Origin of the sequence: Streptomyces sp. BA2, assembly GCF_009769735.1 — a bacterium.
Taxonomy (GTDB): Bacteria; Actinomycetota; Actinomycetes; order Streptomycetales; family Streptomycetaceae; genus Streptomyces.
In genome coordinates, this window is the sequence record NZ_WSRO01000002.1 from 3,754,090 (window position 1) to 3,774,980 (window position 20,891).

At 68.6% G+C, this 20,891-nt stretch carries 24 protein-coding genes, 1 tRNA gene and 1 riboswitch; of the genes, 9 read left to right on the plus strand and 16 right to left on the minus strand.

The features are described from left to right. The first annotated feature begins 25 nt into the window (after positions 1 to 25). The 4 genes from bcp (at position 26) to E5671_RS19580 (ending at position 3,379) form a co-directional block, all read left to right on the plus strand. Positions 26 to 493 (plus strand): thioredoxin-dependent thiol peroxidase, encoded by a 468-nt coding sequence (gene bcp, locus E5671_RS19565; protein WP_160505258.1) that lies wholly within the window; start codon positions 26 to 28, stop codon positions 491 to 493. 116 nt (positions 494 to 609) lie between these two features. Then, complete coding sequence (gene proP / locus E5671_RS19570) at positions 610 to 2,106, plus strand: glycine betaine/L-proline transporter ProP (protein WP_160505259.1); 1,497 nt, start codon at positions 610 to 612, stop codon at positions 2,104 to 2,106. Positions 2,107 to 2,241: 135 nt separating this feature from the next. Beyond that, positions 2,242 to 3,240: an HNH endonuclease signature motif containing protein gene (locus E5671_RS19575; protein ID WP_160505260.1), complete on the plus strand. Its 999-nt coding sequence runs from the start codon at positions 2,242 to 2,244 to the stop codon at positions 3,238 to 3,240. Between the two features lie 54 nt (positions 3,241 to 3,294). After that, positions 3,295 to 3,379, plus strand: a tRNA-Leu gene (locus E5671_RS19580). A 56-nt stretch (positions 3,380 to 3,435) separates the two neighbouring features. Here E5671_RS19580 and rdgB read toward each other — a convergent pair. From rdgB to E5671_RS19600, 4 genes are all read right to left on the minus strand, one after another. Further along, entirely contained in the window at positions 3,436 to 4,041 is a 606-nt protein-coding gene (gene rdgB / locus E5671_RS19585; RefSeq protein ID WP_160505261.1) for an RdgB/HAM1 family non-canonical purine NTP pyrophosphatase, read from the minus strand. Positions 4,042 to 4,090: 49 nt separating this feature from the next. Further along, on the minus strand, positions 4,091 to 4,486 hold the full coding sequence (locus tag E5671_RS19590; RefSeq protein ID WP_160505262.1) for a hypothetical protein: 396 nt from the start codon (positions 4,484 to 4,486) through the stop codon (positions 4,091 to 4,093). 93 nt (positions 4,487 to 4,579) lie between these two features. Continuing rightward, positions 4,580 to 5,311, minus strand: coding sequence for a ribonuclease PH (rph, locus tag E5671_RS19595; RefSeq protein WP_160505263.1), 732 nt, complete (start codon positions 5,309 to 5,311; stop codon positions 4,580 to 4,582). Positions 5,312 to 5,427: 116 nt separating this feature from the next. Further along, on the minus strand, positions 5,428 to 5,730 hold the full coding sequence (locus E5671_RS19600) for a PTS glucose/sucrose transporter subunit IIB (RefSeq protein ID WP_336605788.1): 303 nt from the start codon (positions 5,728 to 5,730) through the stop codon (positions 5,428 to 5,430). Between the two features lie 181 nt (positions 5,731 to 5,911). Between E5671_RS19600 and E5671_RS19605 the strand changes: the two genes are divergently transcribed. Together E5671_RS19605 and E5671_RS19610 are read left to right on the plus strand one after the other, a co-directional pair. After that, positions 5,912 to 7,225: a PTS transporter subunit EIIC gene (locus E5671_RS19605; protein WP_160505265.1), complete on the plus strand. Its 1,314-nt coding sequence runs from the start codon at positions 5,912 to 5,914 to the stop codon at positions 7,223 to 7,225. Positions 7,226 to 7,492: 267 nt separating this feature from the next. After that, entirely contained in the window at positions 7,493 to 8,758 is a 1,266-nt protein-coding gene (locus E5671_RS19610; RefSeq protein WP_160505266.1) for a PTS transporter subunit EIIC, read from the plus strand. 105 nt (positions 8,759 to 8,863) lie between these two features. Here E5671_RS19610 and E5671_RS19615 read toward each other — a convergent pair whose 3' ends face one another. Further along, positions 8,864 to 9,616 carry an MBL fold metallo-hydrolase gene (locus tag E5671_RS19615; protein WP_160505267.1) on the minus strand — a complete coding sequence of 251 codons (753 nt, stop codon included), beginning with the start codon at positions 9,614 to 9,616 and terminating at the stop codon, positions 8,864 to 8,866. A gap of 223 nt (positions 9,617 to 9,839) precedes the next feature. Between E5671_RS19615 and E5671_RS19620 the strand changes: the two genes are divergently transcribed. Next, positions 9,840 to 10,301, plus strand: a complete 462-nt coding sequence (locus E5671_RS19620) for a type II toxin-antitoxin system PemK/MazF family toxin (protein WP_160505268.1) — start codon at positions 9,840 to 9,842, stop codon at positions 10,299 to 10,301. 67 nt (positions 10,302 to 10,368) lie between these two features. Here E5671_RS19620 and E5671_RS19625 read toward each other — a convergent pair whose 3' ends face one another. From E5671_RS19625 to clpS, 10 genes are all read right to left on the minus strand, one after another. Beyond that, a complete protein-coding gene (locus E5671_RS19625; RefSeq protein ID WP_160505269.1) occupies positions 10,369 to 11,322 on the minus strand; it encodes a PLP-dependent cysteine synthase family protein in 954 nt (317 codons plus the stop codon). Positions 11,323 to 11,328: 6 nt separating this feature from the next. Next, positions 11,329 to 11,607, minus strand: a complete 279-nt coding sequence (locus E5671_RS19630; RefSeq protein WP_160505270.1) for a MoaD/ThiS family protein — start codon at positions 11,605 to 11,607, stop codon at positions 11,329 to 11,331. A 152-nt stretch (positions 11,608 to 11,759) separates the two neighbouring features. After that, complete coding sequence (locus tag E5671_RS47430; protein ID WP_336605789.1) at positions 11,760 to 11,861, minus strand: putative leader peptide; 102 nt, start codon at positions 11,859 to 11,861, stop codon at positions 11,760 to 11,762. 69 nt (positions 11,862 to 11,930) lie between these two features. Next, positions 11,931 to 12,725 (minus strand): ABC transporter ATP-binding protein, encoded by a 795-nt coding sequence (locus E5671_RS19635; protein ID WP_160505271.1) that lies wholly within the window; start codon positions 12,723 to 12,725, stop codon positions 11,931 to 11,933. Then, the gene (locus tag E5671_RS19640) at positions 12,722 to 13,843 is read right to left on the minus strand and encodes a FecCD family ABC transporter permease (protein WP_160505272.1); all 1,122 of its coding nucleotides are present in this window, start codon (positions 13,841 to 13,843) and stop codon (positions 12,722 to 12,724) included. The genes E5671_RS19635 and E5671_RS19640 overlap by 4 nt, the downstream gene beginning before the upstream one ends. Before the next feature lie 56 nt (positions 13,844 to 13,899). Next, positions 13,900 to 14,859 carry an ABC transporter substrate-binding protein gene (locus tag E5671_RS19645; RefSeq protein WP_160505273.1) on the minus strand — a complete coding sequence of 320 codons (960 nt, stop codon included), beginning with the start codon at positions 14,857 to 14,859 and terminating at the stop codon, positions 13,900 to 13,902. A 45-nt stretch (positions 14,860 to 14,904) separates the two neighbouring features. Then, positions 14,905 to 15,022: riboswitch (cobalamin riboswitch) on the minus strand. Then, positions 15,023 to 15,445, minus strand: a complete 423-nt coding sequence (locus tag E5671_RS19650; RefSeq protein ID WP_160505274.1) for a Mov34/MPN/PAD-1 family protein — start codon at positions 15,443 to 15,445, stop codon at positions 15,023 to 15,025. Positions 15,446 to 15,545: 100 nt separating this feature from the next. Further along, complete coding sequence (locus tag E5671_RS19655) at positions 15,546 to 17,018, minus strand: amino acid permease (protein ID WP_160505275.1); 1,473 nt, start codon at positions 17,016 to 17,018, stop codon at positions 15,546 to 15,548. Between the two features lie 361 nt (positions 17,019 to 17,379). Further along, positions 17,380 to 17,976, minus strand: a complete 597-nt coding sequence (locus tag E5671_RS19660; protein WP_160505276.1) for a DUF2017 domain-containing protein — start codon at positions 17,974 to 17,976, stop codon at positions 17,380 to 17,382. Between the two features lie 11 nt (positions 17,977 to 17,987). Next, complete coding sequence (gene clpS, locus E5671_RS19665) at positions 17,988 to 18,302, minus strand: ATP-dependent Clp protease adapter ClpS (RefSeq protein ID WP_160505277.1); 315 nt, start codon at positions 18,300 to 18,302, stop codon at positions 17,988 to 17,990. A gap of 80 nt (positions 18,303 to 18,382) precedes the next feature. Between clpS and E5671_RS19670 the strand changes: the two genes are divergently transcribed. Together E5671_RS19670 and E5671_RS19675 are read left to right on the plus strand one after the other, a co-directional pair. Beyond that, complete coding sequence (locus E5671_RS19670; RefSeq protein WP_160505278.1) at positions 18,383 to 19,711, plus strand: nicotinate phosphoribosyltransferase; 1,329 nt, start codon at positions 18,383 to 18,385, stop codon at positions 19,709 to 19,711. 147 nt (positions 19,712 to 19,858) lie between these two features. After that, a complete protein-coding gene (locus E5671_RS19675; RefSeq protein ID WP_160505279.1) occupies positions 19,859 to 20,443 on the plus strand; it encodes a nicotinamidase in 585 nt (194 codons plus the stop codon). A gap of 64 nt (positions 20,444 to 20,507) precedes the next feature. On the opposite strand, the gene E5671_RS19680 is transcribed toward E5671_RS19675, so the two are convergent. Further along, positions 20,508 to 20,861, minus strand: coding sequence for a hypothetical protein (locus E5671_RS19680; protein ID WP_160505280.1), 354 nt, complete (start codon positions 20,859 to 20,861; stop codon positions 20,508 to 20,510). Positions 20,862 to 20,891 lie beyond the last annotated feature (30 nt).

Sequence of the window (20,891 nt, forward strand, 5' to 3'; positions counted from 1 at the left end):
AGCATCCTGTGCGAGGAGACCGAGAATGAGCGAGCGACTCACCCCCGGCGACACGGCCCCGGCCTTCACCCTGCCGGACGCGGACGGCAACGAGGTCTCCCTGGCCGCCCACAAGGGCCGCAAGGTCATCGTCTACTTCTACCCGGCCGCCCTCACCCCCGGCTGCACCAAGCAGGCCTGCGACTTCACGGACAACCTCGACGTGCTCGCGACCGCGGGCTACGACGTCATCGGCGTGTCCCCCGACAAGCCGGAGAAGCTCGCGAAGTTCCGCGAGCAGGAGAACCTCAAGGTCACCCTGGTCGGCGACCCGTCCAAGGAGACCCTGGAGGCGTACGGCGCCTTCGGCGAGAAGAAGCTGTACGGCAAGACCGTGACCGGTGTCATCCGCTCCACGATCGTGGTCGACGAGGCGGGCAAGGTCGAGCACGCGTTCTACAACGTGAAGGCGACGGGCCACGTAGCGAAGATCATCAAGGACCTGGGCATCTGACTCCCGGCCACCACGACTGTGACGAAAGCCCCCTTCAAGGGGGCTTTCGTTTGCGTCGGCCATGTTCGAGCAAGTGATCCCTGGAGGACTGTTCGCAGAACGGAAGGATCTATTTCATGGCGGCCCACGAAGAAGCCGAGGCCGACGCCGACGCGATCAAGCGACACCGCACGCTTTTCCGGGCCGTCAAACGGCGCAAGGATCCCCCGCTGCGCCGCACGGACATCACGGTCACGGACGAGGCGGCGGTCAAGCGGGCGGTCAAGGCCGCCTCGCTCGGCAACGCCATGGAATGGTTCGACTTCGGCATCTACAGCTACCTCGCCGTCACCATCGGCCACGTCTTCTTCCCTTCCGGGAACGACACGGTCCAGCTGATCTCCTCGTTCGCCACCTTCGCGGTGTCCTTCCTGGTGCGCCCCATCGGAGGCATGGTCTTCGGCCCCATGGGCGACAAGATCGGCCGCAAGAAGGTCCTCGCCCTGACCATGATCCTCATGGCCATCGGCACCCTCGCCATCGGCCTGATCCCGTCCTACGCCAGCATCGGCTTCTGGGCGCCGGTCCTGCTGATCTTCTTCCGCCTGGTCCAGGGCTTCTCCACGGGCGGTGAGTACGGCGGCGCGTCGACCTTCATCGCCGAGTACGCCCCCGACAAGCGCCGCGGCTACTTCGGCAGCTTCCTCGAACTCGGCACCCTCGCCGGGTACACCGGCGCGGCGGGCCTGGTCCTCACCCTCAACACCGTGCTCGGCTCGGACGCCATGGAGTCGTGGGGATGGCGCATCCCCTTCCTCGTCGCGGGCCCGCTCGGCCTCGTCGGCCTCTACCTGCGGCTGAAGCTCGACGAGACGCCCGCGTTCCAGAAGATGGAGGACGCCACCTTCCACTCCGCGACGGAGGGCGCGTCCACCGTGGAGACGACGGCCAAGGGCGACCTGGCCAAGATCTTCCGCGAGCACTGGCCGATGCTGGTCCTGTGCATCGCCCTGGTGGGCGCGTACAACATCACCGACTACATGCTCCTCTCGTACATGCCGACGTACCTCTCGGACGAGCTCGGCTACGACGACTCGCACGGCCTGCTGATCCTCATCGGCACGATGGTGATCCTGATGCTGATCATCAATCAGGTGGGGAAACTGTCCGACCACTTCGGCCGCAAGCCGCTCCTGATGACGGGCATGATCAGCTTCCTGGTCATCTCGATCCCGGCGTTCCTCCTGATCAAGCAGGGCAGCCTGATCGCGGTCTCCGCCGGCATGCTGCTCCTGGGCCTCTCCCTGGTCTGCCTCCTGGGCACGATGTCGGCAACGCTCCCGGCCCTGTTCCCCACGTCGGTCCGCTACGGCTCCCTGTCGGTCGGCTACAACCTCTCCGCGTCCCTCTTCGGCGGCACGGCTCCCCTGGTCATCACCTCCCTGATCAGCATCACGGGGACGGACATGATCCCGGCGTACTACTCGATGGCGGCGGCGCTGGTCGGCATCATCGCGGTGGCGTGCATGAAGGAAACGGCCCAGAAGCCTTTGTCAGGCTCCCCGCCGTCGGTGGAAACAAAGGAGGAGGCAGCGGAAATGGTGGAAGCAGCGGCTCCGACTCCGAGATTCTGACCCTCCCCGCCCCTTTCACGGCTCGCCCCACACAAAGTGAGGCGGGCCGTTCCGCATTCCGGACGTGACGGTCCGATTGTCGGTTCGTTAGCCCGTACGAGGCTGCGAACGCGCGGCCGGATGCGGAGGGGAACGATGCCGGACCCGTACAGCAGGGATCGGCTGACGTCGGTCGTCGCTGAGGCGCGCAACTGGACCGACCTGATGCGGCGCCTCGGTCTCGGGACGAGCGGCGGGCAACGGCGTGTGCTGCAGGAGAAGGTGATCGGCCACGGACTCGACACGAGCCACTTCGCCAAACGCAGCCCATGGCGCAAGTACCCGGACGCCGCCATTGCCGAAGCTGCCGCCTCGTCGTCCTCGCTGCGCGAAGTAGCACTGAAGCTGGGCGCCACACCAGCCACCGGGACGCTCTCCCACATCCGTCGCCGCATCAGCGCCGCAGGCATCGACATCAGCCACTTCCCCGGCATCGATCGCCCTGAACTGGACCTCCCCTTCACCCCCGAGGAGCTCCGGACAGCGGCCGCGGCGGCTACCAGCATGCGCGGCGTGGCACGCGCACTGGGAGTGCCGGACGACAGCCGCTCCCGCGCGACGCTGAGCCGCATGCTGCGCGCTCAGCACATCGACACCGGGCACTTCTCCCACCAGCGCCTACCGATCCCCGAGGAAGTACTCCGCGACCTAGTACGGGGCTCCACAAGCTACGCCGATGTGATGCGGGGCCTCGGTATGGAGGTCAACGACACCAATCACCGCCGCATTCGGCGCGCGGCAGCCCGCCTCAGCCTCGATACCAGCCACTTCAAGCGCCGGGCCTGGGGGCGACCGGAGCGCCCCACACCCCCACCCATCGCTCACCGCGTCCTGATCGTCCTGCCGGACCACGCCGGGCGGACCAACAGAACCCAGCTCCACCGTGCCCTGACCGAGATCGGAATGCCGTACATGTGCGCGCGGTGTGGCAGCACCGGCGAATGGCTGGGACACCCGATCACCCTGCAGATCGACCACGTCAATGGGGACTGGCGCGACAACCGGCGGAAGAACCTGCGATACCTGTGCCCCAACTGCCATGCGCTGACGGAGACGTGGTGCCGCCAGAAGAACAAGACGCCTCTCGCGGGGTAGCCTGCCCTACCCGTACACTGAACGCCGCCGGTCAAACGCAATGACCATTTTTGAGCGGCCGTGATGGAATTAGGCAGTCATGCTGGGTTTAGGTCCCAGTGGGTTCACACCCGTGTGGGTTCGAATCCCACCGGCCGCACTCTCAACGGGCCGTGGGGCCGGTCAACTGGAGACCGGCCCCACGGCCCGTTTGCGTCAGCCCAACAGCTCCCGCACCACAGGCGCCAACGCCCGAAACGCCTTCCCCCGATGGCTGATCGCGTTCTTCTCGTCCGGCGTCAGCTCCGCGCACGTCCTCGTCTCGCCCTCCGGCTGGAGGATCGGGTCGTAGCCGAAGCCTCCCGTGCCCGACGGGGCGTGGCGTAGTACGCCGCGCAGCTGGCCCTCCACCACCCTCTCCGTGCCGTCCGGGAGGGCGAGAGCTGCCGCGCAGGCGAAGTGGGCCGAGCGGTGGGCGTCCGCGTCGATGTCGCCGAGTTGGGCCAGCAAAAGGTTCAGGTTCGCTGTGTCGTCGCCGTGCTTGCCCGCCCAGCGGGCGGAGAAGATGCCGGGCGCGCCGCCGAGTACGTCGACGCAGAGGCCGGAGTCGTCGGCGACCGCGGGCAGGCCGGTGGCCTTGGCGAGGGCGTGGGCCTTGAGGAGGGCGTTCTCGGCGAAGGTGACGCCGGTTTCCCTGACGTCGGGGATCTCGGGGTAGGCGTCCGCGCCGACGAGGTCGTGGGTGAGACCTGCGTCGGCGAGGATCGCCTTGAGTTCCGTGATCTTGCCGGCGTTACGGGTGGCGAGGATTAGGCGGGTCATGCCGACCAGTATCCAAGCCCCGAGCCCCCGAGCCCCGAGCCCCCGGGCCTTACGGCGTGCAGACCTTTGTCAGTTCGCCCGCCGCGTCCGTGATGGGGCTGAGGTCGGGCGTCGCGTCGCCGCCGTCGATGGACTTGCGGACGTTGTCGACGGCCTTGTCGAGGTCGTCGACCGCCTTGTTCACATCGGTGTTGTCGGTCTTGTCGCCGATCTCGTCGATGTTCTTGTCGATGTCGTCGAGCGCCTTGTCGGCCTGCGTGGGGTCGTCGCCCGCCTTCTCGACGGCCTGCTGCAGGTCGGTGACGCTGTCGGCGATGGCGTCCGCGGTCTGGACGCAGTCCAGGGCCTTGTTGACGGCGTCGCAGCCGACGAGGCCGATGCCCGCCGGCACGGCGATCAGGACGGCGGTGACAGCGGTGGCGATACGGCGGTGGCGCGCGGCCATGGTTCGGTCCCTCCCCAGGGGGTACGGACGGGCGCACGGCTTGGCCCGCGCGCCCGTACTCGTTAGAACGCCCCTAAGGGGCCTGATGGTTGCCTATGCGGTCGCTTCGAGTGCCTTGCGCTGGAACGCGGCCAGGTCCTCGCAGCCGCCGACCGCGAGGTCGAGCAGTGCGTTGAGCTCCTTGCGGTCGAAGGGCTCGGCCTCGGCGGTGCCCTGGACCTCGACGAAGCGGCCGTCGCCGGTGCAGACGACGTTCATGTCGGTGTCGGCCTTCACGTCCTCCTCGTAGCGCAGGTCGAGGAGCGGTACGCCGCCGACGATGCCGACGGAGACGGCGGAGACGGTGTCGGTGAGGGGCTTGCGGCCCGCCTTGATGAGCTTCTTGCCCTGGGCCCAGGCGACGGCGTCGGCCAGGGCGACATAGGCGCCGGTGATCGCGGCCGTGCGGGTGCCGCCGTCGGCCTGGAGGACGTCGCAGTCGAGGACGATGGTGTTCTCGCCGAGCGCCTTGTAGTCGATGACGGCGCGGAGGCTGCGGCCGATGAGGCGGGAGATCTCGTGGGTGCGGCCGCCGATCTTGCCGCGTACGGATTCGCGGTCACCGCGGGTGTTGGTGGAGCGGGGCAGCATCGAGTACTCGGCGGTGACCCAGCCTTCGCCGCTGCCCTTGCGCCAGCGCGGGACGCCTTCGGTGACGGAGGCGGTGCAGAAGACTTTGGTGTCGCCGAAGGAGATGAGGACGGAGCCCTCGGCGTGCTTGCTCCAGCCGCGCTCGATGGTGATCGGGCGGAGCTGTTCGGGGGTGCGGCCGTCGATTCGAGACATGACGCCGACCCTATCCGGTACGCGTACAGGCCCCGTTCCGGTTGCCGGAGCGGGGCCTGTACGTGTGTATGGCTGGGGGTTGGGGCGTTATGCCCCGGGTGCTGCGGTGCTGCTGCTCACATCATGTCTTCGATGTCGGCGGCGATGGGGTCAGCGTCGGTGCCGATGACGACCTGGATCGCGGTGCCCATCTTGACGACGCCGTGGGCGCCCGCGGCCTTGAGCGCGGCGTCGTCGACCAGGCTCGGGTCGTTGACCTCGGTGCGGAGGCGGGTGATGCAGCCCTCGACCTCTTCGATGTTGTCGATGCCGCCGAGCCCGGCAACGATCTTCTCAGCCTTGCTGGCCATGGTGTTCTCCCTGTTCTTAAAGGACGCGGCCTCACCACACCGTAGGTCCGCTTTGTCACGGTAACGCACGGTTGGAGCATCTTCGCGGGCGGCTACGGCACTCGTACCCAATGATGGCGATCAAGGTGCCATCCCTCGCGCCATTCCTGCCGGGACGGCACCGCACTCGTTCCGCGACTACTCGTTCCGCAACTGGTCTACACCAGTTTTCAACGACCGCCAAACCTGGCTTGTTCCGGAGGGGACGCCGATGAGTTCCGAAGCTGCAGCGGTGCCGCAGAAGAAGTGGTGGAACGGGCTGTTCCAGGGTCTCCAGAAGATGGGCCGCAGCCTCCAGCTCCCCATCGCCGTCCTGCCCGCCGCCGGCATCCTCAACCGCCTCGGACAGCCGGACGTCTTCGGTGCCGACGGCCTCGGCTGGGACAACGTCGCCAAGGTCTTCGCGGCGGCGGGCGGCTCCCTCCTGGACTCCACCCTCGGCCTGCCCCTGCTGTTCTGCATCGGTGTCGCGATCGGCATGGCCAAGAAGTCGGACGGCTCCACGGCGCTCGCCGCGGTCGCGGGCTTCCTCGTGTACTACGCGGTGCTTCGCGCCTTCCCCGACGACTGCCCCACGGACACCACCTTCGGCGCCGCGGGCATGTGGAGCGGCGTCTGCATCGCGGAGGACGGGACGGTCGCGCAGGCCGCGTACCAGAATCCGGGGGTCTTCGGCGGCATCGTGATGGGTCTGCTCGCCGCGTGGTTCTGGCAGCGCTACCACCGCGTGAAGCTGGTCGACTGGCTGGGCTTCTTCAACGGCCGACGTCTCGTGCCGATCATCATGGCCTTCGTCGGTCTGGTCTTCGCCGGGCTCTGCGTGTGGATCTGGCCGCCCATCGGTGACGCTCTGACCAGCTTCTCCAAGTGGCTGGTGGACCTTGGGTGGTTGGGCTCGGGAATCTTCGGCGTGGCCAACCGCGCGCTGCTCACGGTCGGCCTGCACCAGTTCCTGAACACGTTCGTCTGGTTCCAGTTCGGCGACTACGAAAAGCCGGACGGCACGATGGTCCACGGCGACATCAACCGCTTCCTGGCGGGCGACCCGACGGCCGGTCAGTTCACGTCCGGCTTCTTCCCGATCATGATGTTCGCCCTGCCGGCCGCGGCTCTCGCGATCACGCACGCGGCCCGTCCGGAGCGCCGCAAGGTGGTCGGCGGCCTGATGCTCTCGGTCGGCCTGACGTCGTTCGTCACCGGCATCACCGAACCGATCGAGTACTCGTTCCTGTTCATCGCGCCCGCGCTGTACGCGATCCACGCGGTCCTCACCGGTGTCTCCATGGCGGTGACATGGGCGCTGGGGGTCAAGGACGGCTTCAGCTTCTCGGCGGGTCTCATCGACTACGTCATCAACTGGAGTCTGGCGACCAAACCCTGGCTGATCATTCCCATCGGGCTCGTCTTCGCCATCGTGTACTACGCCCTGTTCAGCTTCGTGATCCGCAAGTTCGACCTGCATACGCCGGGGCGCGAGCCGGAGGAAGAAGCGGAAGCACAGGACGCGGAGCAGACCAAGGCTTAGCCCCAGCGGGGGCGGAGTCTGCGCCCGCGCGCACGGCCGCATGCGGAAGACCCTCGAACCCTCGGGTCCGGGGGTCTTTTGCCGTTGATTTCACGTTATGGCCGACCCCACAAAACTCGTGGGTTCCTTACGTCACCTTCACCGTGCTACAACAGGTCTACACCACTTAATGGTGTAGACCACGCGGCCGTCCCGCCGCGGCCCCCGGAGACGCCGCCGTCCCCCTCTTCCATGTCCTAGGCGGCGCCTTGCCCACTGGAGGAAGTTGTGTCCACGGCCAGTGCCGCCCCCGCGGCCGACAAGAAGAAGGGCGCAGGCGCGATGGCTGTCATGCAGCGCATCGGCCGGAGCCTCATGCTCCCGGTCGCCGTGCTGCCGGCAGGCGCCCTGCTCATCCGCCTCGGCCAGCCCGACATGCTGGGCCGCGAGTCCTTCCCCGAGTTCATCACCAAGATCGCCACGTTCATGGCGGCCGGTGGCAGCGCGATCATCGACAACATGGCGCTGCTGTTCGCCGTCGGCATCGCGATCGGCTTCGCCAAGAAGTCGGACGGCTCGACAGCCCTCGCGGCCGTCACCGGCTACCTGGTCTTCCAGAAGGTGCTCGGCACCTTCACGGACAAGAACCTGCCGAAGGTCGCCACCGCCGTCGACGGCAAGGTCGTCATGGTGGACGCGCCCGTGGACGCCAAGGTCCTCGGCGGTGTGGTCATGGGCATCGTCGTGGCGCTGCTGTACCAGAAGTTCTACCGGACGAAGCTGCCCGACTGGGCGGGCTTCTTCGGTGGCCGCCGTCTGGTCCCGATCCTCTCCGCCTTCGCGGGTCTGTTCATCGGCATCATCTTCGGCTACATCTGGCCGGTCCTCGGCACGGGTCTGCACAACTTCGGTGAGTGGCTTGTCGGTTCGGGCGCGGTCGGCGCGGGCATCTTCGGTGTCGTCAACCGTGCGCTGATCCCCGTCGGCATGCACCACCTGCTGAACTCCTTCCCGTGGTTCCAGGCCGGTTCGTACGAGGGCAAGAGCGGCGACATCGCCCGCTTCCTCCAGGGCGACCCGTCCGCCGGACAGTTCATGACCGGCTTCTTCCCGATCATGATGTTCGCCCTCCCGGCGGCCTGCCTCGCGATCGTCCACTGCGCGCGCCCCGAGCGCCGCAAGGTCGTCGGCGGCATGATGTTCTCCCTCGCGCTCACCGCGTTCGTCACCGGCGTGACCGAGCCGATCGAGTTCACGTTCATGTTCATCGCCCCGGTGCTGTACGCGATCCACGCGGTGCTCACCGGTGTCTCCATGGCGCTGACCTGGGCGCTCGGCATGAAGGACGGCTTCGGCTTCTCGGCCGGTGCGATCGACTTCTTCCTCAACCTGGGCATCGCGACCAAGCCCTGGATGCTCGTGCTCGTCGGCCTCTGCTTCGCGGCGGTCTACTACGCGATCTTCCGCTTCGCGATCACCAAGTGGAACCTCCCGACGCCGGGCCGCGAGTCCGACGAGGAGCTCGCCGAGCTCCAGAAGGCCGAGGCCAAGTAGCCTCCCGCCGCACTTCGGGACGTAAGCCCCTCGCCGTTGGTACCAACGGCGAGGGGCTTCGTCATGTCGGCTGATCGACATGGGCAGGCGCTCGACAAAGGAGCGCTAGATCTCGTAGCTCCGGCCGGGCTTCGCGAGTTCGGCCGGGCCGTCGTACACCGCGCGCGCGTCCGCCAGGTTCACCTGGGGGTCCGTCCACGGCGGGATGTGGGTGAGGAGGAGGCGCCCGGCATGCGCGCGCTGGGCGGACTCGCCCGCCTCACGGCCGTTGAGGTGCAGGTCGGGGATGTTCTCCTTGCCGTGCGTGAAGGCCGCCTCGCAGAGGAACAGGTCGGTGTCGGCGGCCAGTTCGTCCAGCGCGCCGCACACACCCGTGTCTCCCGAGTACGTGAGGGACTTGCCCCCGTGCTCGACGCGGATGCCGTACGCCTCGACGGGGTGGCACACCTTCTCCGTACGGACCGAGAAGGGGCCGATGTCGAACGAGGCCGGCTTCACGGTGTGGAAGTCGAAGACCTCGCTCATCGAGGAGGCCGATGGGGTGTCGGCGTACGCGGTGGTCAGGCGCTGTTCGGTGCCCTCGGGTCCGTAGACCGGGATGGGGGCGCAGCGGCCGCCTTCGTGCCGGTAGTAGCGCGCCACGAAATAGGCGCACATATCGATGCAGTGGTCGGCGTGCAGATGGCTGAGGAAGATCGCGTCCAGGTCGTACAGACCGACATGGCGCTGCAGCTCGCCCAGGGCGCCATTGCCCATGTCGAGAAGCAGCCGGAAGCCGTCGGCCTCGACGAGGTAGCTCGAGCAGGCCGAGTCCGCGGACGGAAACGACCCCGAGCAGCCGACGACGGTGAGCTTCATGGAGCGGAAACCTCCGGGGGCGAAACGGGGGTTGTGCGGGGCGTTGCGGGGGGTTCTCGAAGGGCCTGCGAGAGGCTCTCCAGGGAGTTCTGCGGTCCGTTGAGCGTAAGGCGCAAAAGGTCAGGTCGCTCCTCCGTCGTGGGCCGTTGTGGGAGAACTCACCTGCGCTGTCACCGGTTCGGGGGGCGCGCGGGGCGGGGAGCGCCCCGGTACCGTCTGCGGTATGGATACGTCATGGTGGCTCGCGCTTGCCGCCGTGGTGGTGCTCGCGGCGGTCGCCGCGTTGGTGGACGGCCGGGGCCGCAGCGGCCGCGGGCCCCGCGGGCGGACCACCCGGCCGCCGGGCAGGCCACGTGGGCCGCGGCGGAGGCTGCCCGCGCCCAAGCCCGCGGAGATCTGGTGGGCGAAGGTGCCCTACGAGGACGGGCCCGGCACCAAGGACCGGCCCTGTCTGGTGCTGTCCGTGCGGGGCGAGCGCGCGGTCGTCGCGAAGATCACCAGCAAGTACCACGACGAGCGGGCCGGGGTGATTCCGCTGCCGCCCGGGTCCGTGGGGGACGCGCGGGGGCGGCCCAGCTTCCTGGAGACGGACGAGCTGCGGGACGTGCCGGTGTGGGAGTTCCGCAGGCGGGCGGGGATCGTGGATCCGGCGCTGTGGGATCAGGTGCGGTACTTGGCGGGTTGAGCGGCAACGGAGAACGCCGGGCGGGCTGGATGCGTCCAGCCCGCCCGGCGTTTTCCTGCGTCTGCCTCTAAGCCCACAGTTGACCCTGCAGCGTCTCGATCGCCGCCTCGGTCGTCTCGGCGGTGTAGACGCCCGTCGAGAGGTACTTCCAGCCGCCGTCGGCCACGACGAAGACGATGTCGGCGGACTCCCCCGCGGACAGGGCTTTCTTGCCGACGCCGATCGCCGCGTGCAGCGCGGCCCCGGTGGAGACGCCCGCGAAGATCCCCTCCTGCTGCAGGAGCTCTCGGGTCCGTGTCACCGCGTCCGCCGAGCCGACCGAGAAGCGGGTGGTCAGGACCGACGCGTCGTACAGCTCGGGGACGAAGCCCTCGTCGAGGTTCCGCAGGCCGTACACGAGGTCGTCGTAGCGGGGCTCCGCCGCGACGATCTTGATGTCCGGCTTCTGTTCGCGCAGGTAGCGGCCCACGCCCATGAGCGTGCCCGTCGTGCCGAGGCCCGCCACGAAGTGGGTGACGGAGGGCAGGTCCGCGAGGATCTCCGGGCCGGTCGTCGCGTAGTGGGCGCCCGCGTTGTCCGGGTTCCCGTACTGGTAGAGCATCACCCAGTCCGGGTGCTCGGCCGCCAGCTCCTTGGCGACGCGTACCGCCGTGTTGGAGCCGCCTGCCGCCGGCGACGGGATGATCTCCGCGCCCCACATGGCGAGGAGGTCACGCCGCTCCTGCGAGGTGTTCTCCGGCATGACGCACACGATGCGGTAGCCCTTGAGCTTGGCCGCCATCGCGAGCGAGATGCCCGTGTTGCCGGACGTCGGCTCCAGGATCGTGCAGCCGGGCGTCAACCGCCCGTCCTTCTCCGCCTGTTCGACCATGTGCAGCGCCGGGCGGTCCTTGATGGAACCGGTCGGGTTACGGTCCTCCAGCTTCGCCCAGATGCGGACGTCGCCGGAGGGGGAGAGGCGCGGCAGGCGGACGAGGGGCGTGTTGCCCACGGCCGCCAGCGGGGAGTCGTAGCGAGGCATCCGCGATCAGACCATGCCGCCGGCCACGGCCGGGAGGATCGTGACGCTGTCGCCGTCGGTGAGCTTGGTGGAGATGCCGTCCAGGAAGCGGACGTCCTCGTCGTTCAGGTACACGTTGACGAAGCGGCGCAGCTTGTCGCCGTCCACAATGCGCTCGGCGATGCCCGTGTGCCGCGAGTCGAGGTCGGTGAAGAGCTCGGCGAGGGTGTCCCCGCTGCCCTCGACGGCCTTGGCGCCGTCGGTGTAGGTGCGGAGGATGGTCGGGATGCGGACCTCGATGGCCATGGCTGGGGGCTCCTGTCGGGAGATGTCACGTGGGTGGGCGCGCGGCGGCCCGGTCGTGCGGTGCGTCAGTTCGAATGCGTAGGCGTCAGGTGTCAGGTGTCTGGCGTTACGCGGAGGTGGCGCCGCGGCTCACGGCCGTACGGCGGCGGCTGTCAGCGCGAACAGATCGCGCTGGAGAGCCTGCACAAATCGACGTGCAGACGCGCAACGAGCAGCATGCCCGGCATCTTGTCGCTCACGTCGTGGGGAACCATGCGGTCATCGTATCGATTCCCGGTCCGGGTTCTGGAATGTGATCTCACATGCTGGACGGTTTGCGTCCATCACGTGGATGACGGGAGGCGGGGCGCAGCTGAGGGCAGGTACGTGACCGTCGGAGCGCCCGTGGCCGGGTGCACCGCCACCTCCGCCGTCACCCCGTACACCTCGGCGAGGAGCTCGCTGGTCAGGACCTCCTTCGGCGCGCCTGACGCGACGAGGCGGCCGGCGTCGAGCACGTACAGACGGTCGCAGTAGTACGCCGCCAGATTGAGGTCGTGCAGAGCCAGGAGATTCGTGGTGCCGAGGTCGCGGACCAGGGCGAGGATCTCCAGCTGGTAGCGGATGTCGAGGTGGTTGGTCGGCTCGTCCAGGACGAGGACCGCGGGCTCCTGCACCAGCGCCCTCGCCACCAGGGCGCGCTGGCGCTCGCCGCCGGAGAGCCCGGCGAAGACGCGGTGCGCGAGGCCCGCCGCGCCGACGCGTTCCAGCGCGTCGCCGACCAGGACGGCGTCCTGCGCGGTGTCCGCCTCCCAGAAGCGTTTGTGCGGGGAGCGGCCCATGGCGACGATCTGCCGGACGGTGAGCTCGAAGCCGGTGTGACCGTCCTGCGGGACGGTGGCGATGCGGCGGGCGCGGTCCTTGGCCGAGCGGGCCGCCAGGTCGTCACCGTCGAGGAGTACGCGGCCGCCGGTGGGCGTGAGGGTGCCGTAGACGCAGCGCAGGAGGGTGGTCTTGCCGCTGCCGTTGGGGCCGACGAGGCCGATGGTCTCGCCTCGGGCCGCGTGCAGGGTGACGTCGTCGACGAGGCGCAGGCCGCCGGATGTCTCGTACGTGAGGTTCTCGGTACGCAGCATCATGCGGATGCCCCTTCCTCCGTACGGTTCTTGCGCAGCATCCACAGGAAGAACGGGCCGCCCGTCAGCGCCGTCAGGACGCCGACCGGGATGTCCTGCGGCGCCGCGAGCGTGCGCGCCGCGAGGTCGGCGGCCACCAGGAACACCGCGCCCATCAGGGCCACCACCGGCAGGAGCGCCCGGTGTGCGGCGCCGACCAGCATCCGGGCCGCGTGCGGCACCATCAGGCCGACGAAGCCGATGGCTCCGCTGTACGCGACGAGTACGCCGGTCAGGAGCGAGGCGAGGACGAAGACGGCGGCGCGGAAACGGGCCGTGTCCAGGCCGAGGACGGTGGCGCCCTCCTCGCCGACCAGGAGCAGGTCGAGGGGGCGGGCCAGGGCGACGAGCAGCGCCGTGCCCACGACGAGGGATGCGCCGGGCAGGGCGAGCATGTCCCAGCGGGCGCTGCCGAGGCCGCCGAGGGTCCAGTACAGGACTTCCTTCAGGTGGTCGGCGCTGTCGGCCATGATCAGGATGAGGCTGGTCAGGGCGGAGAGGATGTACGAGACGGCCACTCCGGCCAGGATCAGGCGGCCGGTGGCGAATCCGCCGCCGCCGGATCTCGCCAGGGTGTAGACGACCAGCAGCGAGAGCAGGGCGCCGGCGAAGGCCGCGGCCGGGATGGTGACGGTGGTGGCCAGGCCCGCGCCCAGGCCGAAGACGCTGCCGAGGACGATGACGGCGACGGCTCCCGCGGATGCTCCGGAGGAGACGCCGAGGAGGAACGGGTCGGCCAGGGGGTTCCTCACCAGGGCCTGGAGGACGGTGCCGATGACTGCCAGGCCTGCGCCTACGGCTGCGCCGAGCAGGACCCGGGGTAGGCGGACGTCCAGCACGATGGTGCGGAACGGGGAGGGTTCCGCCCTTCCGGCGAGGATCGTCAGGACGTCTGCCGGGGGGATCCGGACCGAGCCCAGTGCCAAACCGGCCACGATCGCTGCCGCGAGGGCTGCGCAGAGCGTCGCGATGACTGTTGCGTAGCCCAGTCGTCTGCGGGTCTGTGTGGCCCGGGCGGGGCTTTCCCCAACCCCGCCCCTTCCCACAAACCCGCTCGGCGCGGGGGCCTTGGTCGCCGTCATCACCGGCTTCGCCGAGTTCGTCCTCAAACGCCGGACGGGCTGAACCCCCTGCCTCTTCACAGCTGGTCCGCCAGCTTCTCCACCGCCCCCGGTGCCCTCACCCCCACCACCGCGTCCGACAGCGGCAGTACCGCGAAGCGCTTGTTCTTGATGGCGGGGACGTCTGCCAGGACCGGGTCGTCCAGGAGGCGCTTCTTTTTCTGGGCCACCGTCGTGCCGCCGTAGTCGAGGATCACGATCGCCTCGGGCTTGCGGTCGACCACCGACTCCCAGGACGCGTCGCCGAAGGCCTTGTCCAGGTCGGCGAAGACGTTGCGGCCGCCCGCCCGCTCGATGATGTCGTTGCCGATGCCCCGGCCGCCCGCCGTGAACGCGGTCTTGTCGCCGCTGTCGTAGACGAAGACGGGGACGGGCTCGCGGCCCTTCGAGTCCCCGGCGGCGTCCGCCAGTTGGCGCTTCGCCGCGGCCACCCACTTGTCCGCCCGCGGCCGCACTCCGAACGTGCTGCCGACCTCGCGGACCTCCTTGTAGACGTCGTCCATCGACACCGCCCGCTTCGCGCAGCCCTCGACGTTGAGGCGGCTCTCGATGCCGGACTTCGCCAGGGCCCCGCGGCTGCGGCCCTCGCCCGCCAGGAAGGCGGACGCGTAGCCGCCGTAGACGAAGTCGGGGTTCGCGGCCAGGAGCTTCTCGTACGAGGGGTATTCCTTGGCGAGGACCGGGGTGTCCGCATACGCCTTCGCGTACTTCGGCAGGACCTTGTCGTCCAGGTAGGCCGTGCCCGCGATGCGGTCCTTGAGGCCCAGCTCCAGCATCACTTCCGTCACGTGCTGGTTCATCGTCACGGCGCGTTTCGGGGGTGCTTCGTACGTCGTCTTCACGCCGCAGTTCGTGACCGTGTACGGGAAGCCCTGCGTCTTGGCCTCCGGCTTCGAGTCGGTGCTGCCGGAGGACGAACACGCGGCGAGCGGGGCCAGCAGGGCCGCGGCCAAGAGCAGGCGTATGGGACGGGACATGGCTGAGCTGCCTCCTCCAGGGGATTTCCGCGTCCCCTGCGTCGTGGGAGAAGAAGGCGGCAGGTCAGTTCCTGACTGCCCCACCCGCGGAGGGTGGGGTCACAGTGGCGGGACCGTGCCGGATTCGCACCGGCTTCCTGGGTCCTGCCGCCTCTCGGTGGGCTCAGTATGCCTGGACGACCTTCACCTCTTCTTCGGTGACCTCGCCGTCCACGATCCGGAAGGAGCGGAACTGGAAGTCGCCGGCGTCGTCGGTGTCGGCCGTGGAGACCAGGACGTAGTGGGCGCCGGGCTCGTTGGCGTACGAGATGTCGGTGCGCGAGGGGTAGGCCTCGGTCGCCGTGTGCGAGTGGTAGACGATCACCGGCTCCTCGTCGCGGTCGTCCATCTCGCGGTAGAGCTTGAGGAGGTCGCCCGAGTCGAACTCGTAGAACGTGGGCGAGCGGGCCGCGTTCAGCATCGGGATGAAGCGCTCGGGGCGGCCGGTTCCCTCCGGGCCCGCGACCACACCGCAGGCCTCGTCGGGGTGGTCCTGGCGCGCGTGCGCGACGATCTGGTCGTGGAGGGCCTGGGTCAGGGTCAGCATGGCAGCCAGGATAAGCAGAAGGGCCGGTCCGTACCGAAGAGTGGTACGGACCGGCCCACATGCTGGAATCAAGCGGTGATGACCTGCGATGACCCGGCGGTCAGGACTTGATCGCGTCCTTCTGGTCCGCCTCGCCGCCACCCGTCGGCTGCGCGTTGCGCTTCTGCATGACGAGGTAGCCGACGCCGAGGATCAGCGCCCACACCGGAGCCGCGTAGAGCGAGATCCGCGCGTCCTTGTCGATGCCCATCATCACGATGACCATCCCGATGAAGGCCAGCGCGAACCAGCTCGTGAACGGAGCGCCCGGCGCCCGGAAGGTGGACTGCGGCAGCTCGCCGCGGTCGGCCTTGCGGCGGTACTTGATCTGGCAGATCAGGATCATGATCCAGGCCCACATGCCGGAGATGGTCGCGAAGGAGACGACGTAGTTGAACGCCTCGCCCGGCCACTGGTAGTTGATCCAGACGCCGACCAGCATCAGCGTGGCGGAGAAGGTGGTGCCGACCAGCGGCAGGCCGTTCTTCGTCAGCTTGGTGAAGAACTTCGGGCCCTGGCCGTTGAGCGCGAGGTCGCGCAGCATGCGGCCGGTGGAGTACATGCCGGAGTTGCAGGAGGAGAGCGCGGCCGTCAGGACGACGAAGTTGACGATCGCGGCGCCGATGCCCAGGCCCATCTCCTCGAAGGCCGCCACGAACGGCGAGACGCCCGGCTGGAACGTGGTCCACGGCACGACCGAGAGGATCATGATGAGCGCGCCGACGTAGAAGACGGCGATGCGCCACGGCACGGTGTTGATGGCCTTGGGCAGGACGGTCTTGGGGTCCTTGGACTCGCCCGCGGTGACGCCGACGAGCTCGACGGCGAGGAAGGCGAACATCACGATCTGCAGCGTCATCAGCGTGGAGCCGATGCCGTTCGGGAAGAACCCGCCCTGGTCCCACAGGTGGCTCACGGACGCGGTGTCACCGGCGTCGGAGAAGCCGATGGTGAGGATGCCGGCGCAGATGAGGATCATGCCGATGATCGCGGTGACCTTGACCATCGAGAACCAGAACTCGAGCTCGCCGAAGAGCTTCACGGAGATCAGGTTGGCGCCGTACAGGATGACCGTGAAGATCAGCGCGTAGGCCCATTGTGGAATGGAGTTGTGCGTCCAGTACTGCATGTACTGGGCCGCGGCCGTGACTTCCGTGATGCCGGTGACGACCCAGAAGAGCCAGTACGTCCAGCCGGTCACGTACCCGAAGAACGGGCCGATGAATTCACGCGCGTACTCCGAGAAGGAGCCCGACACGGCGCGGTACATGAGCAGCTCGCCCAGGGCCCGCATGATGAAGAAGATGACGAGGCCTGCGATGGCGTACGCCAGGATGAGGCTCGGACCGGCCTTGTGAATGGCCTTGCCCGCGCCGAGGAACAGGCCGGTGCCGATGGCACCGCCGATCGCGATCATCTGGATCTGCCGGGCACCGAGCCCGCGCTGATAACCCTCGCCTGACGTGCCGGACGAACCGCCCGCTCCGCCGGCCTCATTGCCGTCGTGATGCTCTTCGACCTGCACTGAGGTCATGGTGACGCCTTTCTCCACGCTGATCCGTGCCCGCAGTCTGCGTATGGCCACGGATCAGGTCCTGATCCCCCCGGATATGGATGGAGTGCTACCGGCGGTCTGCCGGCCCGAGCGCCACCGGTGACATGGGTGGCGTCACCGAGTGGTCGTGAAGATTTATCACGGCCGCAATAGTGATCGGCCGCGGCACGTGTGGCCCACACCACGAGAAGAACCGGACAAAATTCCCTTGACGCGTCAAAAGAGGGCATTGAAGTGACGTGATCGTTATCCGGATTTGAGCGTCCGATGAGCGAACGGAGGGTAACCGCTGCTGCATACAACGACTTGGCGGTCGGCTCGGGCGGCGTCGGTGTGACTTCTAACCGATGAGCGTGCCGACCAGCGTCTCCTGCAGACCCCCGAGCCAGAGATAGGCCATCACCATCGGCTTGCGGGCGTCGGAGTCCGGCAGCTGGTAGAGCAGGTCCGTGTCGTCCTCGTCGGTCACTTCGAGGCGGGCGCCGATCGCGAGGCGGAGGTCGTTGAGCGCGCCGAGCCAGTGCCGCGACTCGTCGGCGGACAGCTTCAGGACGGCGCCGCCCTCGCCCTTCGACGTCAGGGCGTCCAGGCAGCGGATCACCACCAGGGCGTCGTCGCGCTTCTTGGCCCGCAGGTCGTTCTCGGTGAAGCGCCTGAACTCCGAGGAGTACGCCCGCAGTTCGTCCTCATCGGCCTTCTCGCTGCCGGGACCGCCATAGGCGTCCGGCAGCAGCCGCTGGAGGACCGGGTCGGTGGGCGGCTCGCTCGGGCCCTCCGCGAACAGCTCCGCGAGGGGGTCGTCGGGTGCGTCCTCGGCCGGGCCCGGACCGATCAGCTCCAGGAGCTGGACGGCCAGGGACCGGATGATCGAGATCTCGACCTCGTCGAGCGCGACGGCAGCGCCGCCCCCGGGAATGGCTTCGAATTGTCCTGGCATCAGATGCGTCGCTACTTCCGGTCCTGCTGGAGGGTGGCCCACAGACCGTATCCGTGCATGGCCTGTACGTCGCGCTCCATCTCCTCGCGGGAGCCGGTGGAGACGACCGCGCGACCCTTGTGATGCACGTCCATCATCAGCTTCGTGGCCTTCTCCTTCGAGTACCCGAAGTAGGACTGGAACACATAGGTCACGTAACTCATCAAATTGACCGGGTCGTTATGGACGAGCGTGATCCATGGGACATCCGGCTCCGGGACGGCGAAGGTCTCTTCGTCCGATTCCGGGCGGGTGATCTCTGCGGGAGCCGTACTCACCTGTCCCATGCTGCCACCCGCAGGGGCCCCTCGCACAAATGGACTCAGGAAATCGTCAGAGTGACGAGATGCGGGGTAGCATCCTTCATATGAACACAGCGGACCTTGGGCTGCCGGTGGATGTTCCGTCGACAGCGCTCTTCACGGATCACTACGAGCTCACGATGCTCCAGGCCGCGCTGAAGGCCGGCACCGCCGACCGGCGCTCCGTCTTCGAGGTCTTCACGCGCAGACTGCCCGAGGGACGCCGCTACGGAGTGGTGGCCGGAACCGGCCGTGTCCTGGACGCCGTGGAGAACTTCCGCTTCGACGCCGACGTCATCGGCTTCCTGCGCGAGCGCCGTGTCGTCGACGAGGAAACCCTCTCGTGGCTCTCCTCGTACCGCTTCAGCGGCGACATCTGGGGCTATCCGGAAGGTGAGGTCTACTTCCCGGGCTCGCCGATCCTGCGCGTCGAGGGCTCCTTCGCGGAGTGCGTGCTCCTGGAGACGGTGATCCTCTCCATCCTCAACCACGACTCGGCGATCGCGGCCGCCGCGTCCCGGATGGCCTCGGCCGCCGGTGAGCGCCCGCTGATCGAGATGGGCGCACGGCGCACGCACGAGCTCGCGGCCGTCGCCGCCTCGCGCGCCGCGTACGTCGGCGGCTTCACCACCACGTCCGACCTGGCCGCCGGCTTCCGCTACGACATCCCCACGGTCGGCACGTCCGCCCACGCCTTCACCCTCCTGCACGACAACGAACGCGACGCCTTCCGCGCCCAGGTCGACTCACTCGGCCCCGGCACGACCCTGCTCGTCGACACGTACGACGTGACGAAGGCCGTCCGCACCGCCGTCGAGGTCGCCGGGCCCGAGCTCGGCGCCGTACGCATCGACTCCGGTGACCTGCTCCTGGTCGCGCACCGGGTGCGCGACCAGCTGGACGAGCTCGGCGCGACCAAGACGAAGATCGTCGTGACCTCCGACCTCGACGAGTACGCCATCGCCTCGCTGGCGGCGGCGCCCGTGGACGCGTACGGCGTGGGCACGCAGCTCGTCACCGGGTCCGGGCACCCGACCTGCTCCATGGTCTACAAGCTGGTGGCCCGCGCCCACTCGGCGGACCCGCACGCCCGCCTGGAGCCGGTGGCCAAGAAGTCGCTCGGCGCCAAGTCGTCGGTGGGCGGCCGCAAGTGGGCCGCGCGGCGGCCCGACGAGCACGGGGTCGCCGAGGCCGAGGTGATCGGCACGGGTGCGGTGCCGGTGGAGCTCGCCGACCACCAGCTCCTCGTCGAGCTGATCAAGGGCGGTGAGGTGGTGGCACGCGAGCCGCTGGACACCGTGCGCGACCGGCACGCGGCGGCGCGGGAGCGGCTTCCCCTGTCGGCCACGCAGCTGTCCAAGGGCGAGGCCGTCATTCCGACGGAATACGTCTGATACCGATGGACGACACCTGGAGTGTGCGCCGGAGCGGAGGGCAGGGCGTTCGAACGCCCTCTCCCGTATCGCAGGCGGAGTCTCTACGCTCGGTTCATCCGGCCGAGTCCCCCACGCCACGAGTCTTGCCGAGCCGAAGGACACCCGATGCGCCGCGCTCTGATCGTCGTCGATGTACAGAACGACTTCTGTGAAGGCGGCAGCCTCGCGGTCGCCGGGGGCTCCGACGTGGCCGCCGCGATCACCGAGCTGATCGGCCAGGCACCCGCGGGCTACCGGCACGTGGTGGCCACCCGCGATCACCACATCGACCCGGGCGACCACTTCTCGGACCACCCGGACTACGCCCGCTCCTGGCCGCCGCACTGCGTGGCGGGGACCGAGGGCATCGGCTTCCACCCGAACTTCGCGCCGGTCGTCGCGTCCGGGGCCATCGACGCGGTCTTCGACAAGGGGGCCTACTCGGCCGCCTACAGCGGCTTCGAGGGGGTCGACGAGAACGGCGTCTCGCTGGCCGACTGGCTGCGGGCCCGGAAGATCACCGAGGTGGACGTGGTGGGTATCGCCACGGACCACTGCGTACGCGCCACGGCCCTGGACGCGGTGCGTGAGGGGTTCGGCGCGGTCGTCCTGCTCGACCTGACCGCGGGCGTCTCCGAGGAGACGACCGAGCGGGCCGTGGAGGAGCTGCAGGCGGCGGGGGTCGAGCTGACGGGCAAGCCGGTCGTGTAGGGGCACGGGCCCCGTAAGGGGCGCGGGGAACTGCGCGACCAGCCCCACCGGCCCGCAGGGAAGATCACACGCCCGAGGTGCTGGCCTCCGGCCGCCCGGGTCTCTGGCCCTGAAGCGCCTGCCGCTTCAGGGCGCGAATCGGATGCCAGAGCTCAGCGGCAGCGTCCGGCGCCGTACGCCATATGAGCCCGTCCGGGTGATGCAGCACCGCCGTGATCTCGTCCGGCGTCGGCGGCTCCGCGTTGCCCCGCAGATAGACGGCTCGCAGGCCGAGGTTCCGCAGGCGTGTCAGCGCCCTCGCGCGGTTCACCGCGTGGACGATCATGCGGACATTGCCGCCGCCCAGGGCAGGGCTCGGCAGGGTCAGGGCCACCACCACGCTGCCGTTCGGCAGCTTGCTGAAACCTCCTGCGGACATGGCTGGTCACACCCCCGTGAGACGTCGCAC